At 41.1% G+C, this 17817-nt stretch carries 14 protein-coding genes, 1 tRNA gene and 3 pseudogenes; 8 read left to right on the top strand and 10 right to left on the bottom strand.

Going from position 1 to position 17817, the window contains the following annotated elements:
- Window positions 1-73 precede the first annotated feature (73 nt).
- Window positions 74-753 (top strand): annotated as a pseudogene (locus ACM0OW_RS10700) (Uma2 family endonuclease).
- 11 nt (window positions 754-764) lie between these two features.
- On the opposite strand, the gene ACM0OW_RS10695 reads toward ACM0OW_RS10700, so the two are convergent.
- Window positions 765-1628 carry a DUF6671 family protein gene (locus ACM0OW_RS10695; RefSeq protein ID WP_414550041.1) on the bottom strand — a complete coding sequence of 288 codons (864 nt, stop codon included), beginning with the start codon at window positions 1626-1628 and terminating at the stop codon, window positions 765-767.
- A gap of 13 nt (window positions 1629-1641) precedes the next feature.
- Window positions 1642-2697, bottom strand: a complete 1056-nt coding sequence (mnmA, locus tag ACM0OW_RS10690; RefSeq protein WP_414550040.1) for a tRNA 2-thiouridine(34) synthase MnmA — start codon at window positions 2695-2697, stop codon at window positions 1642-1644.
- 337 nt (window positions 2698-3034) lie between these two features.
- Here mnmA and ACM0OW_RS10685 point away from each other — a divergent pair, with 337 nt between their 5' ends.
- Entirely contained in the window at window positions 3035-4126 is a 1092-nt protein-coding gene (locus ACM0OW_RS10685) for a hypothetical protein (RefSeq protein ID WP_414550039.1), read from the top strand.
- 113 nt (window positions 4127-4239) lie between these two features.
- The gene (locus ACM0OW_RS10680; RefSeq protein WP_414550038.1) at window positions 4240-5787 is read left to right on the top strand and encodes an NAD(P)H-hydrate dehydratase; all 1548 of its coding nucleotides are present in this window, start codon (window positions 4240-4242) and stop codon (window positions 5785-5787) included.
- A 33-nt stretch (window positions 5788-5820) separates the two neighbouring features.
- On the opposite strand, the gene ACM0OW_RS10675 is transcribed toward ACM0OW_RS10680, so the two are convergent.
- The 3 genes from ACM0OW_RS10675 to ACM0OW_RS10665 form a co-directional block, all read right to left on the bottom strand.
- Window positions 5821-5892 (bottom strand) — tRNA-Lys (locus tag ACM0OW_RS10675).
- 207 nt (window positions 5893-6099) lie between these two features.
- Entirely contained in the window at window positions 6100-6708 is a 609-nt protein-coding gene (locus ACM0OW_RS10670) for a hypothetical protein (RefSeq protein WP_414550037.1), read from the bottom strand.
- A 373-nt stretch (window positions 6709-7081) separates the two neighbouring features.
- Window positions 7082-7669: a thylakoid membrane photosystem I accumulation factor gene (locus ACM0OW_RS10665; RefSeq protein WP_414550036.1), complete on the bottom strand. Its 588-nt coding sequence runs from the start codon at window positions 7667-7669 to the stop codon at window positions 7082-7084.
- Between the two features lie 352 nt (window positions 7670-8021).
- Here ACM0OW_RS10665 and ACM0OW_RS10660 point away from each other — a divergent pair, with 352 nt between their 5' ends.
- Window positions 8022-9359 carry a MurT ligase domain-containing protein gene (locus ACM0OW_RS10660; protein WP_414550035.1) on the top strand — a complete coding sequence of 446 codons (1338 nt, stop codon included), beginning with the start codon at window positions 8022-8024 and terminating at the stop codon, window positions 9357-9359.
- 63 nt (window positions 9360-9422) lie between these two features.
- Here ACM0OW_RS10660 and ACM0OW_RS10655 read toward each other — a convergent pair whose 3' ends face one another.
- On the bottom strand, window positions 9423-10202 hold the full coding sequence (locus tag ACM0OW_RS10655) for a hypothetical protein (protein ID WP_414550034.1): 780 nt from the start codon (window positions 10200-10202) through the stop codon (window positions 9423-9425).
- 304 nt (window positions 10203-10506) lie between these two features.
- Between ACM0OW_RS10655 and ACM0OW_RS10650 the strand changes: the two genes are divergently transcribed.
- Entirely contained in the window at window positions 10507-11325 is an 819-nt protein-coding gene (locus ACM0OW_RS10650) for a type 1 glutamine amidotransferase (RefSeq protein WP_414550033.1), read from the top strand.
- Between the two features lie 161 nt (window positions 11326-11486).
- Here the strand turns inward: ACM0OW_RS10650 and typA are convergent, their stop codons facing one another.
- Window positions 11487-13277 carry a translational GTPase TypA gene (typA, locus tag ACM0OW_RS10645; protein ID WP_414550032.1) on the bottom strand — a complete coding sequence of 597 codons (1791 nt, stop codon included), beginning with the start codon at window positions 13275-13277 and terminating at the stop codon, window positions 11487-11489.
- Between the two features lie 232 nt (window positions 13278-13509).
- On the opposite strand from typA, the gene ACM0OW_RS10640 reads away from it, so the two are divergent.
- Window positions 13510-14847: a protein kinase domain-containing protein gene (locus tag ACM0OW_RS10640; RefSeq protein WP_414550031.1), complete on the top strand. Its 1338-nt coding sequence runs from the start codon at window positions 13510-13512 to the stop codon at window positions 14845-14847.
- Window positions 14848-14892: 45 nt separating this feature from the next.
- Here the strand turns inward: ACM0OW_RS10640 and ACM0OW_RS10635 are convergent, their stop codons facing one another.
- A complete protein-coding gene (locus ACM0OW_RS10635) occupies window positions 14893-15462 on the bottom strand; it encodes a Uma2 family endonuclease (RefSeq protein WP_414550029.1) in 570 nt (189 codons plus the stop codon).
- 193 nt (window positions 15463-15655) lie between these two features.
- Window positions 15656-15823, bottom strand: a pseudogene (locus ACM0OW_RS10630) (phosphoribosylpyrophosphate synthetase); the annotation flags it as partial.
- Window positions 15824-16060: 237 nt separating this feature from the next.
- On the opposite strand from ACM0OW_RS10630, the gene ACM0OW_RS10625 reads away from it, so the two are divergent.
- Window positions 16061-16921: a TauD/TfdA dioxygenase family protein gene (locus tag ACM0OW_RS10625; protein WP_414550028.1), complete on the top strand. Its 861-nt coding sequence runs from the start codon at window positions 16061-16063 to the stop codon at window positions 16919-16921.
- 245 nt (window positions 16922-17166) lie between these two features.
- Complete coding sequence (locus ACM0OW_RS10620) at window positions 17167-17490, top strand: hypothetical protein (protein ID WP_414550026.1); 324 nt, start codon at window positions 17167-17169, stop codon at window positions 17488-17490.
- Window positions 17491-17575: 85 nt separating this feature from the next.
- Here the strand turns inward: ACM0OW_RS10620 and ACM0OW_RS10615 are convergent.
- A pseudogene (locus ACM0OW_RS10615) lies at window positions 17576-17817 on the bottom strand (hypothetical protein); the annotation flags it as partial.

The raw sequence follows: 17817 nt of genomic DNA, 5'->3' as shown, positions 1-17817 counted from the left end.
GACGCGATGAATCGCGTCTGTACAAGAGGGGTTAAGTTAGGCTGGAGTTAATGTAATTTACAGGCTGTGAAATATGACGGCTGTATCCCCTGTTGTGAAACCAGTTAGCCAATTACGGTTAGCACCTGGTAGTACAGTGACTATCCAGGATGTAAGTTGGGAGGAGTTTGAGTCCATTTTAGGCGAGTTGGGCGAAAAGCGATCAGCACGAGTTGCTTATAGTCAGTCAACCTTAGAAATCATGGTTCCCCTACCTGAACACGAAAAGCCAAAGGATTTACTTTCCGATATTGTCAAAATTTTACTCAAGAGGACTGGGAGAAAATACGAACCCTTTGGTTCAACCACCTTCAAACGGGAAAATATCGCAGGGGTAGAACCGGATGCTTGCTTTTATATCCAGAATTACCAAAGCATGATTAGCCGCAGAAAATTGGAACCTGATGATCCTCCTCCCGATTTAGCAATTGAGATGGATGTCACTTCTAAAACAACCCTCGATGCTTATCAGGCGATAGCGTAGCTAACGGCTAAAGCCGTATCGCAGTTCCTGAGTTATGGATTTACGATAATAGTAAGCTGACTATTTATTTACTCGAAAACGGGCATTATATAAAATCTGATCATAGTCCTAATTTTCCCCATATTCCTTTAACACAAATTATACCTGCCACTGTGGAAAGGTCTTGGCAAGTAGGAACTGTGCAAGCTTTAGAAGAGTTTGCAGAACAGGTGGATAAAAGTATTTTATAAAACCAATGATATTAAGGATTGCAATACATACATTGTGCTGGGTCAGCATATTGACTTGTATGGGGAAATGGTTTTTTTTGACTAAAACCGCATTTTTGACATTGATAAATCACAGTTAGCGTTACAAGAGTTGGAGAGTGGCAGATTGCACAAGGTAAACCCGGAATTTTTTGGGTAATTGCAAAACCAGGGGCAGAACATTTTGGACAAAGACTGTTAATTTTTCTGACTAAATCTTGAGTAGCTTTGGCGATATTATTCATGCGTGTAGGGTTATACATTGCCCGCATATCTGTTTCCAGATGTGCTTTACCTGTTGGTGAATTTTCTAGAACATAATTTACAGTTTCTACAAGTTGTTCTGGTGTAATAATGCCTTGAATAATTTGTTGGCTAGATGGCGGATATTCACTAAACATAACTACCAAACCATGTTCAGGAAAGCATATTTGATCAGCAAACTCAAATGCTTGTTCTACACTTTCTACAACTATATGATTATGATTAGTTTCTATGGAAAATTCTTCTCCAATTATTTCTAAATTATGTTTTTTATCTAACATAATCACAATTTCTCTATTACTAGCCAGAAAAGGTGTACTAGGGTGAGGTGCAAAACTACCTTCGCTCGCTATTACTAGAGTTTCACCTGTCAATTCTAATGCTTTTTCCGCTTTTAATCTAGCTGTGGCAATTTGAGTATTTATCCGGTTAATTTTTCTCGTAAATGTACCGAAACTATCTGTATTAAAATTTTTAGGCACGGTAACATGAATGCCTAATTCTGCCTCTAAAATAGGAGCGATCGCTTTTTCTTTTTGGTGCATTGTTGCTAGCACGGCTATGCGGTTAGTAAATAATGAATTTTGTTTCATTGTTTACCTCTGCTTAACTAAATTGTTCAATAATCCCGCCACCCAAAACTTTATCGCCGTCGTACCAGACAGCAGCTTGTCCAGGAGTGATGCTGACTTGGGGTTCATCAAACACCAAATGCACACGGGAATTTTCCAGAGGAATCACTGTCACTGGTGTGGGGTGAGAACGATAACGAATTTGCACTTCGGCGCGAATGGGGGTGGATGGTTCAGCGATAGAAACCCAATTTACTTGATTGACTGTGCATTCTGGCTGAGTTACCTTGGTGCGATCGCCTACTACCACTTTATTATTAACTGCATCTAATTCAATTACATACAGAGGTTCAGCAGCCGCAATTCCCAAACCTTTACGCTGTCCAATAGTGTAATGATGGACACCATCATGTTGTCCCAAAATTTTTCCAGCGACATCCACAATATCCCCCGGTTTGGGTGCAAGATATTTATCCAGAAATGCCCGCATGGAACCGTTGCTTTCCACCAAACACAAATCTTGACTTTCTGGCTTATTTGCAGTGGTTAACCCATATTCAGCAGCAATACGGCGGGTGTCGGCTTTTTCTAGTTGTCCTAGAGGAAATACTGTAGCTTTTAGTAAATCTTGAGACAAATCATACAGAAAATAAGATTGGTCTTTGTTACGGTCAACAGCCCTTAATAACTGATAACGCCCAGTAAGTTCATCATAGTTAATTTGAGCATAGTGACCAGTAGCAATGCGATCGCAGTCTAACTTTTCACGAGCATACTGCACCATAGGCCCAAACTTCACGGTTTTATTACACTGAGAACAAGGCAGAGGTGTAATTCCAGCGCTGTAACCAGTCACCAGGAAATCGACAATCTGGGTTTGAAACACCTCACGAATATCCACAACCTCATGGGGAACCCCCAACTGTTCACAGATATCAGCCGCGTCGATCATTCCTTCAGAGCAACATTGACCCTTACCTTTCATTAGCCAAAGGGTCAAACCAATCACTTCATAGCCCTGATGATGCAGAATAGCTGCGGCGGTGGAACTGTCAACACCACCCGAAAGACCAACGACGACTTTTTTCATATACTTAAATCTTCTTAAGCTATTGGCTGTTAATAGAAATCCATTTTCAACAGCTTGATGGCAAAATATTAATTTTACTTTTTACCTACAGTTTAATCCAATCCCAGCCACACTACAGTTGCGGGACTGCTCAATTGTAGCACAGATATCTTCAAAGCCTTGCTAATCAAGCACTTCAGTTCGTTAGTAAACCAACCGTAAATTTCACCTAATTTTTAATGTATTTGTTGCCACTTGAACATACTACATTTTAAGCTAACACTATAAAAAAGATAACTGCTACGATACTGCATTTATTCCTTCCTGAAAGAAATTATCTAGGGATCTTGTTACTACTATGTACAATCACATATCAGGTAAATTTACTGCCTTTGGGATTCTGCCCTTATTCTTGGGAAGCTGTTTGGCGTTGATTCCCCAAAGTAGTTTGGCACAAATACGGGTTAATCATACGGTGGCTCAGATTTTACCGCCAGTACCTAATGTTCAATCAATGCCAGCAGTGGAATTTCAGTCTCAGCAAGATTTTCAACCCTACGAACCATTACCAGTTAATCAATATACCCAAAATTTTCAGAGTTACTCAGTAGTGGTTATTAGTAGTAACACACAGACTTTGAGCCAAGTACGCCGGATTGAACCTACAGCTTATATTCGTCAGATCCAAGGACGTTCTGTGATTCAGTCAGGAACTTTTCGTCAAAGAGATAATGCAGAAAATCGGGTTAGAGAATTACGCTCATCCGGTATCAATAATGCACAAATTGTTAATCCACAAATGGTTGGCTTTGGTACTGGACAACCAACTGATTTCGGAAGTTTACCGCCAGTAAATAATTCTCCATCAATAGGAGGAGTGGAATTTGGGTATCAGCCAAACATTCAGCCCTTCCAACCAACACAGATTAATCAATATAGCCAGAATTTTCAGCGTTACTTAGTATTGGTTAATAGTAGTAACACTCAGACTTTGCAGCAAATACGCCGAATTGAACCTGATGCTTATATTCGTCAGTATCAAGGACGTTCTGTGATTCAGGCAGGAATTTTTAGTCAACTATTTAATGCTGAAAGTCGGGTCAGAGAATTACAGTCATCCGGCATCAATAATGCACAAATCATGAACTTTAGTGATGGACGGGAAACTGGTTTTGTCACTCCTGGACAACAGTCAATGTCAACTCTCCCCAATCGGAGACAAGAGTCTAGCTATTATGCTGTAATTCCTGGTGATGCGAGAAGTTTACCTTTAATTGCAGACAATATTAGGCGCACTAGTGGACAGTATGGTGTCGTATTGGTCAGGCAAGAACCACTAGGTTCACACGTGGCTGTCGGTCCATTTCCAACCCGGAAAGATGCAGAGGAATGGAACAACTATCTGCGAAAATTAGGATATGGTAACTCTAGAGTTTATTACGGTAGGTGAATTACAGCAGTTTTCGAGTTGTAGGGGCGCAAGTTTTTGCGCCCCTACCACGTGGTCTATTGACCTGAAAATAGCTGTAAATTTCTGTACTCGAAGCTGAGGACTCAAGACTGATGCCAGATAGACAAGCACAAGTTTCACAAGCTATAGTCACGGCTGGGCAAATGCGGGATATTGAAGCCCGGATATTTGCGGCGGGAATGCCTGTGGCGGCTTTAATGGAAAAGGTGGCGGGACTTATTGCTGTTCGGGTTCAGCAAGCAGAAGGATCTCGTGTCGGGATTTTAGTTGGCCCTGGTCATAATGGGGGCGATGCTTTGGTGGTCGCCCGTGAGTTACATTTTCGTGGTTATGAGGTGTGGCTATATTCTCCTTTTAGCAAGTTGAAGGAGTTAACTTCACAGCATTTACAATATGCTCAGAGTTTAGGTATTCGGTGTTATCAAGAATTCGCAGAATTGCCTGATTGTGATTTTTTGATTGATGGGTTGTTTGGCTTTGGTTTAGAAAGACCAATTACTGATGCGATCGCTTTGGCAATTAATCAGCTAAATCAATGGCGTAAGCCGATTTTTAGTATCGATGTCCCTTCAGGTATTCACACCGATACAGGTGAAGTATTAGGCACTGCTATTCGGGCGACTCACACATTTTGCCTCGGTTTATGGAAGCTGGCTTTTTTACAAGACCACGCTTTAGAATATATCGGCAAGGCTGAATTAATTGATTTTGATATTCCTGTGGCTGATGTGGAAGCTGTTTTAGGGGATGCACCCAGAATTAAACGCATTACCCCAGGAACAGTAAAATTAACTTTACCTTTACCTCGTCCACCAGTCACCCACAAATATAAGGAAGGTCATTTACTGCTGATTTGTGGTTCCCGTCGTTATGCGGGGGGCGCAATTTTAACGGCTTTGGGTGCGCGTGCTAGTGGTGTGGGTATGCTTTCAATTGCTGTGCCAGAATCTTTAAAGCCGCTTTTAGTATCTCATTTACCGGAGGCTTTAATTATAGGTTGTCCAGAGACGGAAACGGGAGCGATCGCACATCTGCAATTACCAGACAAAACTGATTTGAGTTCCTTTAATGCGATCGCTTGTGGTCCTGGTTTAACATTAGATGCTACGCCCATTGTCGAAGAAGTGATTTTAAGCGAATCTTCTTTAATTCTCGATGCTGATGGCTTGAATATCTTGGCACAAATGGGAACCATCCCCACATTACAAAAACGTCAAGCGCCAACGGTTCTCACACCCCACACAGGGGAATTTCAGCGATTATTCCCTGATATTGCTGACCCCAAAGAAGACAGAGTAAAAGCAGTAAAAGACGCGGCTGTGCAGAGTGGGGCTGTAGTATTATTAAAAGGAGCAAGAACTGCGATCGCTAACTCCCAAGGTGCAATTTGGATTAATCCTGAAAGCACCCCAGCTTTAGCCCGTGGTGGTAGTGGCGACGTGTTAACAGGGTTAATCGGCGGATTATTAGCACAAGCAGCAACTAAAGAAATTCCTGTAGAGAATATTGTAGCAACTGCGGCTTGGTGGCATTCCCAAGCTGGAATTTTAGCAGCCCAAGAACGTACAGAATTAGGTGTAGATGCCTTTACTTTGACACAATATCTGATGAAGGTTATCACCAATCTAGGCAATATCTAGTCAATGGCTATTTTGAAAAAGCGTGAAAAGCAGTGGGTGACCTGAGACTCGAACTCAGAACCAGCAGATTAAGAGTCTGATGCTCTACCATTGAGCTAGTCACCCATATCCAGAAGTAAACCATAGCATATTTCTGGTAGATTTGCAAGCGTAAAACTAGAAAACACTCAAGTTATAGCAACCGCCAACCAGATGAGGACATTGTTGGTTACTGAAAGCCTTGATGTAAGGGCGGGTTTATTCAAATTATTATTAGGAATTTAGCATATCTGTAAAACCGCCCCTAGCCACTCAGCACTCAGCACTTTGCAATTAACCAATGGGATGATTTCCGGGATTTACAGCGTGAATTTGCTCACTACCTGATTGCGGTCTTCCGCGTTTGTAGCGTGCTTCTTCTGGTTGACCCCATCCTAATTGCAAAATCATTTCCAAGAAGTTTGAATTTTCCCACTTCCACAAACTTGCCCATTCTGTGGTTTGAGCAATCCTCTCCACATCAGGCTGGAGAATTTTTTGGTGTTGTTTATTATTGTTAAAACTCAAGTACAAATCCATCTCCGCAGTGACTTCATACCAAAATTCTAATATGGAATTTTTTGTAGCTTGAATTATTTCCAAGTCTGTGCTAAGTGCAATTAACTCGGTATCAACTTCTGGATAGCGTAAGGTTTTACCCTTGACAGTCATCTCTCGCCAAACAATACCTGATACTTGATTTTCTCTTTGATAATCGTGAATGGCAGCTTTAAAATCTTGATAGGCGGTGAACTTTTGCAGCCCATCAGTTTGGATAAACTGGTCAATTACAGGATTACCAGAAACAGTCACCTCTAATTTTAGGCGTTTACCTTTAAGGCAAGCTTGGCGTTCATCTGCCAAAATTTGAATTAGCTCTTCGGAAGTATAAACCTTTGACATCAGAACACACTCTAGTAATCATTAGTCGTTAGTCATTAGTCATTCGCAGTGAACTATGGACTAGGGATTAACTTAACTGCTAACTTGTTATCAGATGGTAGATGTTTCAGGCAGAAATTTCTCAGTTATCAATTTCATCCCTGGGTAGCACACTGTACTATAGGTCTGATAATGTTAATGTTCACTAATTTTAATATTATCGCTTTTATTCCAGGGAAATGCAGTATCATATCAAACTAAAAATCAGGGTAGACCAATTTGGCCTACCCTAATAGGACTTACGCATAATCTACGTTTTCTTGGCGTTCTTGGCGGCTTGGCGGTTCGATAAATCAAGATTTTTGGTAATTGTTGCGTAAGTCCTGCCTAAAAGTTATTCAGCTAACTCACTACTAAACTCATTGAATGAACGTCGCTGTAATGGCAAAGATTCCTTGCGCGGTAACAAATCAAACGCTTTCCGGAGTTTATCGTCTATTTCTTCGTAAGGTACTTGACCGGTTTTATTTAAAACTACCTGACCTGACTTATCAAAGACTACAACTTGAGGCACAGCGCCAGAATAATAGTATCCTGGTTCAGTGGGTTCATAAGTTTCTTTAACAGGGATAGTATCCACATCTATGGGAATAATCTCTGCGGCTCGTCCGTAGAATTCCTGTACCTGTGAAATCGAAATTGCGTATTTTTTACAATCACTGCTGTCATCGACATAAAACGCCAAGAATACAGGCTTATGTTCTTCTAAAGCTTTTGCTAAACTCTGTCTGGGCGGAACCAGCGAACCATTGCCGGCATAAATCACGAAAATGTTACCATCGTACAGATCATCTTCAATACCAGCAAGTGCAGGTTGTATATTTATCATCAATAGACAAGCAAGCAACAACAAGCATTGGGACAGCTTTCGCCGCCAGTCAGCAATTGTTTTATCTAAAAAAAGAAACTTTATGCTTTTCATCAAACGGAACCTTGCAAGCTATTAATTGTCATCAGTTTGTGCTGAATTTGTCAAACTGGGCTGGATATGTAATTACACTCAAGCACTATCTTTTAAGATAACGCTTACAGGTATGGGAATGGGGAATCCGCAAGGCGGAAGTCAAAACTCAAAAGTGAGCCAGCGCGGTCTTGGGGGTTTCCCCCATGAGCGACTGGCGAACCCCGAAGGGGTCAAAAGTCAAAAAGCTGATAATATAGGCTTTCCGTTAATTTTAGATAATTGTGCTATTGACTCTGTGCTGTATTAGGTCGATTAAATTTGTAAATTCAAGACTATAAATTAGAAACCGCCAGAAGATTAGGGTACGGATGTGGGAAATAAAATTCAACTTATAGATAGACTGCGACTCGGTTTCGCGGTGTCAGTGGCTAAAAGTGTGACGTTTATAGTGCGATCGCTGCGTCTCGGTGCTGCTAGTGTATTACCAGGGTCAATTGCGCGTCGTATTGAACCCCGGTTGTTGGAATTATTGAGTCAGCAAGTTAAAAATGGGGTAATTCTCATTGCTGGGACTAATGGCAAAACTACTACAGCGCTGCTTTTATGTACAATTTTAGAACGCCAAGGTTATCGTATCGCCCATAATTCTACAGGCGCAAACCTGGAAAATGGCTTGATGACGGCGTTGATAGAAAATACTAGCTTGCTGGGGACGCTGAAGGTTGATTATGCCATTCTGGAAGTAGATGAGAATATTGTACCAAGAGTTTTAAAGCCTCTCCAGCCGAGAATTATTCTTTGTTTAAATTTATTTCGTGACCAATTGGATAGGTATGGGGAAGTAGACAGCATTAGTAAGCGCTGGACAAAGGTGATTTCTACTCTTCCACTGGAAACGGTAGTGATTCCCAATGCTGATGACCCGACTTTATCTTATCTCGGTCAGCAGTTACCGCAAAAGGTATCATTCTTTGGGATGAATGAACCAGAACATTATTTGGAAGCTATTCCTCACGCTGTGGATTCAATTTATTGTCCTAGTTGTGGACATTCTCTCGATTATCAAGGTGTATATTTGTCCCATTTGGGAGATTTTACTTGTCCCCAGTGTGGTTTTAGCAAAAGTCAACCGACTCTAGAAAGCAGCGAATGGTCACAAATTTTGGTGGGTTTATATAACAAATATAATACTTTAGCGGCTGTGACTGCGGCAAAAGAGTTAGGCGTTGATGAAGCGATAATTCGAGATGCGGTTAACAATTTTCAAGCGGCTTTTGGTCGGGCGGAAGATTTGGTAATTAACAATAAACGGGTGCGGATTTTGTTATCAAAAAATCCGGTAGGAACAAATGAAACCATTCGCGTGGTGACTGAAAGCAGCGATACAACTACATTATTGGTTTTAAACGATCGCACGCCTGATGGTACTGATGTATCATGGATTTGGGACGTAGATACAGAAAAGTTAGTCCAACGGGGAGGAACTTTAGTTGTGAGTGGCGATCGCGTCTATGATATGGCGTTACGTCTGCGGTATAGTGAAAATGCGGGTGAGAGTAACCTCAATTTAATTGTAGAAGAAGATTTGCGTCAGGCGATCGCTACTGCGTTAAAGCATACCCCAGAAAATGAAACCCTCCACGTTCTCCCCACCTATTCCGCCATGTTAGAAGTGCGCGAAGTCCTCACAGGTAGAAAAATTCTTTAACACGATATTGGGTTCATATTCTCCCCTCTCCTTGATAAGGAGAGGGGTTGGGGGTGAGGTTCCTTATACCAAATAACTCGTATTCGGAACTATGGGAAAGAAAGCATATTCATACCAAGCAGTCCAGATAAAACTTCTTATCCATCTTTGATATTTTTCAGGACTGATTTTATAGTTAAATTCTCCCTCAGATATATCAATAGAGGATAGATGAGAATTACAACCACAACCATGATGATAGGTAAAACCGTATTTAGAAGCGATGCTTTGCACTTTCATTTGGATAGCAAAAACCTTTCCGGCGTGTAATATAGCATCCCAAGAACGCTTGTGTACTATATCTCGTTTATCAAAACGCAAAGCCCGTTCTTCAAATACATGGTCTCGGTAAATTGGGGCTAGATGTACATGATAAAAACTAGCAGGTAATTCATAGCCAAATTCATTAAAAAGATCCATCCCAATTAGGGCGACTTTTACCTCATCTGCATATTCTATTCCCTTTGATTGCACATCTCGAAGAATTTGGGCAAAATTGGGATAGCTATCAATTAAAAAATCATGTCCATAAAATTCTAAGGTTTCATAACCTAGTTGTCCAAATAGCTGAGAAAATGCCGATTTAAAATGAGCTAATTCTGGACGTTCACTAAATAAGTCTACATCACCCTGCGCCAGTTTATATTGGAACAATTGCGCTATTTCCACATAACTTTGTGGGTTCTCGATTCCTACATTTGCGATTCCTGCGGCTATATCTTGCCATATAGGAGGTAATTCCGAAATAGAAACCGCATTTTCCGAAGCAATTACGGCAATATTAGGAGCTTCAATAACCTGCATACATCATCTCCATTTAGAGTTGTTGGGGAAAATTAATAATTAGGAAATATTAGTAAAATCAACGTTTTACTGATTTTAGTAGTGTAAAACAAATGCAAAATAAATTATATACTTTTTCAGTATGGTGAATATGTTACCAGAAAACTGTTATATAAAATACAAAATCCTCAAAGGTATGAGATAGTGATTCCACAGTTTTAGATGTGGGCAGAGTATAATACTTTAGCCAATGGCACAGTTGGAGATATACACCGGATAATTAAACTATAAGTTGATAAAAATTATTAGTTATGAGTGAGGTTTTATGAGTTCGGAAAATTTAGAATTAATTATTGGTTGGCTATATCCCACGCTGATGAGTACTTATGGCGATCGCGGTAATGTAATTACTATCGAACGTCGCGCCCAGTGGCGGGGGTATAATGTCAAGGTGGTCGCACTCGATCAAAATGCCACAGCGGCTGATATTAAAGCTGTAGATATTATAGTTGGTGGTGGCGCACAAGACCGTCAGCAAGAAATTGTCATGCGTGATTTGCAAGGCGCAAAAGCTGATGCTATGCGTGATAAAATCGAAAATTGCACACCAGGAGTTTTTACCTGTGGTTCTCCCCAACTGCTAGGAAAATATTATGAACCTGCTTTGGGACAACGCATTGAAGGTTTAGGAATTTTTGATTTAGTCTCTGTGCATCCTGGTGAAAATACTAAGCGCTGTATTGGTAACTTGGTAATTGAAGTTACAGCTTCTCGTCTGGCGCGGGAACTAGAAGAGATGACGGGAAGTAAACCTTATTTAGTCGGGTTTGAAAATCACGGTGGACGCACCAAGTTAGGGAAAGTAGAAGCTTTGGGGCGTGTAGTCTATGGCTTGGGTAATAATGGTGAAGATGGTACTGAGGGAGCATTTTATCAGAATGCGATCGCCACTTATTCCCACGGTCCGCTATTACCCAAAAATCCTTTCGTCGCTGACTGGTTAATTCAAACAGCGTTGCGGCTAAAATATCAGCAAGCCATATACTTATCACCCTTAGATGATAGTCTAGCCTTACAAGCCCGTTCAGCAATGTTACATCGCTTAAAAATCAGTTTACCAAATCCCGCCACAGCCAAAGTTTAGCAAAAAAAACTCCCCTCTCCTTAGTAAGGAGAGGGGTTGGGGGTGAGGTTCTTTTATTTAAGAAAATTTCGTCCCCAGATGAACACAGATAATTTATCCATGTTTAGCTATCAAAAAAAACTCCCCTCCTCGCTTGCGGGGAGGGGTTGGGGGTGAGGTTCTTACCGTTTAGCGAACTTCTTCGCTACTTTCCGTAAACGAATCGATTCCGGTGTAACTTCCACCAATTCATCAGGTCCGATATACTCCAAAGCCCGTTCTAGACTCATGTCTATTGGTGTTTGCAATTGTACCAATTCCTCACCACCAGAAGCGCGGTGATTGGTTAACTGCTTCGTCTTACAAACATTCAATTCCAAATCTTGAGGACGATTATGTTCTCCAATAATCATACCTTTATAGACTTTAGTACCTGGAGTGATAAAGAATGCTCCTCTATCTTCCGAGTTTTTCATGGCGTAGAAAGTCGAAACACCTTCTTCAAAAGCAATGAGAACGCCTTTGTTCCGGGCTTCAATGTCACCAGATAGGGGACGATAATCATGGAAACTGTGGTTCATGATTCCTTCACCACGAGTCATCCGCATGAATTCACCCCGGAAACCAATCAAGCCACGGGCGGGAATAATAAACTCTAATAGAGTCCGTCCATTCCCAATAACTTGCATATCTTGCATTTCGCCTTTGCGTTGTCCCAGGCGTTCAATACAACTACCAACACCATCTTCGGGAGTATCCAACGCTAGAAGTTCAAAAGGTTCGCAAGGTTGACCGTTGATTTCGCGGTAAATTACTTGTGGTTGAGATACTTGGAACTCGAAACCTTCTCGGCGCATGGTTTCAATTAAGATCCCCAAGTGCAATTCACCCCGACCGCAAACTTGGAATTTATCGGGAGAATCAGTTTCTTCGACTCGGAGGGCGACGTTAGTTTCTAATTCACGGAACAAGCGATCGCGTACTTGTCTTGATGTTACCAGTTTACCTTCCTGACCAGCAAAAGGTGAATCATTTACCCAGAAGGTCATTTGTAAGGTTGGTTCATCCACTTTAATTAGTGGTAGAGCTTGGGGTTCGTTGGGGTCAGTAATTGTTTCCCCAATGTAAGCATCCGCGAAACCAGCCACAGCCACAATATATCCGGCGGTGGCTTCTTCCATGTCCACCCGCTTCAGTCCTTCAAATCCCATTAATTTGGTAATTTTGGACTTGACAATTGTGCCATCTTCTGTTACTAAAGCCGCTTGCTGTCCAGCCCGGATTGTACCATTGTGGATTCTACCAATCACAATTCGTCCCAGATATTCAGAATAATCTAAGGTAGTAACTTGCAATTGCAGGGGCTTGTTGATGTCGCCGACAGGAGGTGGAACGTGTTGCAGAATCGCATTAAACAGGGGTTGCATATCTACCGATTCTGCTTCCAAGCTTTCCTTAGCGAAACCGCCCATACCGGAAGCAAACAGGTAGGTAAAATCACACTGATCTTCATCTGCGCCTAATTCCAGGAACAGATCCAAAACCTTATCCACAGCAATGTGCGGGTCAGTTTGACCTCGGTCAATTTTGTTAATGACGACGATGGGGCGCAATCCTTTTTCCAACGCTTTTTTCAAGACAAAGCGTGTCTGGGGCATAGGGCCTTCGTTAGCATCGACAATTAACAGACAACCATCAACCATTCCTAGCACCCGTTCAACTTCGCCGCCGAAGTCCGCGTGTCCTGGGGTATCAACAATATTGATTAAGGTTTCTTTGTAACGAACGGCTGTATTTTTCGAGAGAATTGTAATACCCCGCTCCCGTTCTAGGGTGTTGGAATCCATGACACAATCCGGAACGTCTTCACCTTCTCGGAAAATACCAGATTGTTTGAGGAGCGCATCAACCAGGGTAGTTTTGCCGTGGTCAACGTGGGCGATAATGGCGACGTTGCGAATTGGGAGCGTCATAGGAGCTTTTAGTGAACTCAAGAGGGGGTTTTCAGATTTAATTTTCAATGCTGAGTTGCTTTAACAGAATTGTTTATGATTAGCAATTTCTGTAAAGAACCTTTAACAATTCTAGCCTAATCTACACAATTCCGGGGGGTTTTCTTCAGGCTATCCCAGAATAAATATTTTTTTTGAGCATTTTTTCTATAAACGTGTCACAATTAACACCAATTTTGTGAATTAGTGAATCATGGCTTGGGTATCAGGACAGCAATTGCAGGGTGGTAAATACGTCATTGAGCAAGAATTAGGAAAAGGTGGATTTGGAATAACTTATCGTGCTAAAGATAATAATGGGCGATTGGTTGTAATTAAAACCTTGAATGAGCAAGTGCAACACCGTCCTGATTTTGCCAAGTTTCAGCAAGATTTTTTAAATGAAGCCATCAAATTAGCTAAATGCAGTCATCCTCATATTGTGCGGATGGATGAAGTGATTCATGAGGATGTGCTGTGGTGCATGGTGATGGAATATATTGATGGGGAAGATTTAGCTAGTCTGGTTGAGAATCAAGGTATTTTGTCTGAAGCCGAAGCATTACGCTACATTCAGCAAATTGGCGAAGCGCTAATAGTAGTTCATAATCATGGCTTACTGCATCGGGATATCAAACCACAAAATATTATGTTGCGTTCTGGTAAATCAGAAGCAGTGTTAATTGATTTTGGCATTGCGCGGGATTTTAGCCCAAATTTGACACAGACACATACAGAACTTTTATCTCCTGGTTTTTCGCCAATTGAGCAATATGATCAGCGAGCAAAACGAGGTGCTTACACTGATGTTTATGCCTTAGCTGCAACGCTATATTCTATGTTAACGGAAGAAGTGCCTACAATCTCTCCCATTAGGGCGATTGGTACGCAATTAACAGCACCAAAAGAGATTAATTTTAGTATTAGCGATCGCGTAAATCAAGCAATTCTCAAAGGGATGGAGTTAAAACCAGAAAATCGCCCTCAGTCAGTACAGGAATGGTTGAAATTGTTAGATTTGAATCCCACAATTCCTGCTATACCATCATCAACAAAAACTACTTCAGTTCCATTAATTTCATCGCTGAATTTTGATTATTATAAGCTGCAAAATTTACTGGCAGATGGTAACTGGATAGGTGCAAATATAGAAACTAGCAATCTCTTGGTTTCTATAGCTTGTCCCAGAAACGGACGCTGGCTTGACTCGGAATCAATAAAAAGAATTCCCTGTGAAGATTTACGTATAATTGATCAACTTTGGATACACTACAGCAATGGACTTTTTGGCTTTAGTGTCCAAAATCTTATTTGGCAGCGTGTGAAAGGAAATGTAAATGAATTTGGTAATAGTGTTGGTTGGCGTGTGAATAAATCATGGATTAAATACTCTCAATTTACCTTCAGTCTTGATGCTTCAAAAGGACATTTACCAGCATATCTAGAATTTTTAGGCTTTGTATGGAAGTCAGGGTGGTTTGGTAATTATTGGGATGGTGATCTGAGTCGAGTATATGCTTTAGCCTCAAGAGTGAGACAGTGTAATCTTTAGTCCTTTTATTATTTGATTTTTCTAAACCATTCAATATAAGTTTGATTATTTCACCTTCAACCAACTAAATATATCTTTTGCTTGTAACTGCCAATCTGTCAACACATCGAGAACAGGTAATCTATCAGTATTGTATTTAACTTCAGGTAATTGATGCGGTTGAAATACCATCACAGATTTATCGTTAGGGTCAATAAACCAACCTAATTTAGTCCCCTGGTTAATACAAAAAATAATTTTATTAATTACATGATTAGGAGATTGATCAGGGGATAAAATTTCAATAGTCCAATCTGGATAACTTTCAAACCTATTGGCAATTTCTCCATCTGCATCAGTGGGGATGCGTGACCACTCAAACACAGCAATATCTGGAACTAAAGAACGTCCCTCAAAGGTGCAGCGTAACTCGGTTAATGCTAACGCTTTTTGCTGGGGTTCACCCACCTGATTGATATTGGTTGATAAACAAGTTTGAATTCTGCTATGTTTTCCCTGGGGCATTGGTTTTTGATAGATGCTGCCGTTGATATATTCACTAGCTGGTTTAGTTTCTGATAATTGCAGAAATTCTGTCAGAGAAAGGTGGTAATTTACCTGAGTCGAAAGTGCCATCAGCAAATACTCCTAGACTAATTTTTGTACATGAATAATCTGCCGTAATACAACCTCAAATTCACACCTTCATTTTAGTAGGGATACCCGCTATAATCTTTGTTTTTTCCTTTGCGTCCTAATTATAACTACAAAAACAGTCTTGTCCTTACTAGTGGAACATACTACTTACTGAAGTCTCTTCATGAAGATGCTAAATGGTTTCCCTTAACAGATTAGCGACCAAAAGCACTACTAATTCCGGAACGCAATTACTTTCTGGTATGGAAATCGTATTGGTGACAATGACTTCCTCAAACAAGCCACTTGACAAGCGCTCCTTTGTGGGTGATGCGTGGCTTGCCGCAGTAGGCATCGATCGCTCTGGCAGCTTTGGCAATCATTACAGATGGGCTGAGTACTATTATCCTGGTTTCTGCTGCTCTGGTATCGGTTGGGTTGGCGGTTGTGGCTGAAAAGTTAAAAACTCACTTGCAATACTCTTATACTCACTTTGAGCAATGATTAGTGAGCAATTTTTTGGCATGACTTCAGGCAGAGGCGTAGAGGCGTAAAGACGCAGAGAATAAGAAGGAGTAACCTTAAGAGGGTTTTGACTATGCAATTTCAGACGGTGCAGAAACATTCTCGACTTGGCACAGAAATATTACAAGAATACCAGCTTAAAGAAGTTACAAACCAACAGATAAATACATTCAAACAAGCTCTTTGGCAGCATGGTGTGGTTGTTGTAAAAAATCAACATTTAACTGCATTACAGTTAAAAGAATTTGCCTACAAAACTTTTGGGGAGTCTAATATTAATTATCCACCTAAGCCCCTTGATCCAAATATTGATCCCGATTTACAAAGTGTTGGAGTATCTATTTTAGGAAATCCACAAGCGCATACTCAGGAAATTGTCGGTAAGTTTGCTTGGCAATGGCATCATGACAAAGATTTACTTCCCACAACAGCAGGTCTGGATATGAATGCTTTGTATGTGGTGATGCTTTATGGCGTAGAAATACCCCCAGAGGGAATCGATGGACAGCCCCACACAACAGCTTTTCTCGACATGATAGAAGCTTACAATAATCTCGAACCGGAGCATCAGCAGCAACTAGAGCAAATGTCTATGTATCATCTGCCACCAAGAAACCATCAGCCAGGACATGATGTGCCGATGAAAAGACATCCTATTGTTTCCACTCATCAGGTAACTGGAAAGAAAGGATTATATCTAGGCTCAGATACATCTATTCTTGTTGGTATGGAGGATAAATTAGATTTGGCAAAACAGTTTTGGCAAGATTTGTTTGAAACTGTTCTGGAACGTACACCAGTTTATACTCATGTTTGGCAACCAGGTGATCTTGTGGTTTGGGACAATTCGCAAGTGATGCACGCTGGTATTCCCTACGATGCCAGCAAGTATAAACGCGTCGCGTTACGTGTAGGATTAGTGAATAACAAATAATATTTTCCACCTTTGGCAGCATCAAAAATTTGATAGCAACCGTCAAGGAGGTTAGGACATAAACCACGCGGTAGGGGCGCAAGGCCTTGCGCCCTGACGACAAATGTGGTTCAAATACATGAAACTTGATGTAAGCGCAGCTATGCCCGCAGAGCTTTACAGCACTTTGCTATAAAGTGTTTTGTCCGGATTAAGCTAGAAACCAATGAATAAGGTTTTATATCAAACTCCCACGCCTAAAATTTATGGACATACCCCAGCGCGTATCAATTCGCTACAAAGATACGTCCTACAACAGTAATGAAATCCGCTTAAAAACTTTCCGGCTTGGTTTTCAGATATGGGACGAACAAACCAAAGCCAGACAGACTGAACTTTATGATTTTATTTTCTCTTCCTTAAAACAAGTTGACCGCCAAGACCGTTATATGTTTTCTTTGCTATTTATCGAGTTAACAGAACTCATCCGTAACTCTCGCTTGGAAAGAAGCATGAAAGAGGTTTTAATTAAAACAGCTTTTAGCGAGTTTGCTTACGCGTTAGCAGACTTTGAAGATGCGGGCAAATAAATTGTTATTTAGCCCTTGAATATAATTCCAGTAATGAATTTCTAGTTAGCCTCTTGTTGTTCTACTTGGCTGTGTGGACTTCCCATTAAGGCAGGGGTGGTGCAGGATTATCGATTAAACCAGGTGCATCATTATCTACTAAACCGGGTGGAGTATTATCATCTGTATCCGGTGGCCTATTGTCTTCGACATCCGGCGAAGTATTATCCTCGACATCCGGTGGAGTATTATCCTCGACATCTGGCGGAGTATTGTCTTCGACATCCGGTGGCGTATTGTCTTCGACATCCGGTGGCGTATTGTCTTCGACATCCGGTGGCGTATTGT

Origin of the sequence: Anabaena sp. CCY 0017 (genome assembly GCF_963920885.1) — a bacterium.
Lineage (GTDB): Bacteria > Cyanobacteriota > Cyanobacteriia > Cyanobacteriales > Nostocaceae > Nodularia.
The sequence above is the reverse complement of the archived record's forward strand: the minus strand, read 5'-3'. Positions and strand labels throughout refer to the sequence as shown.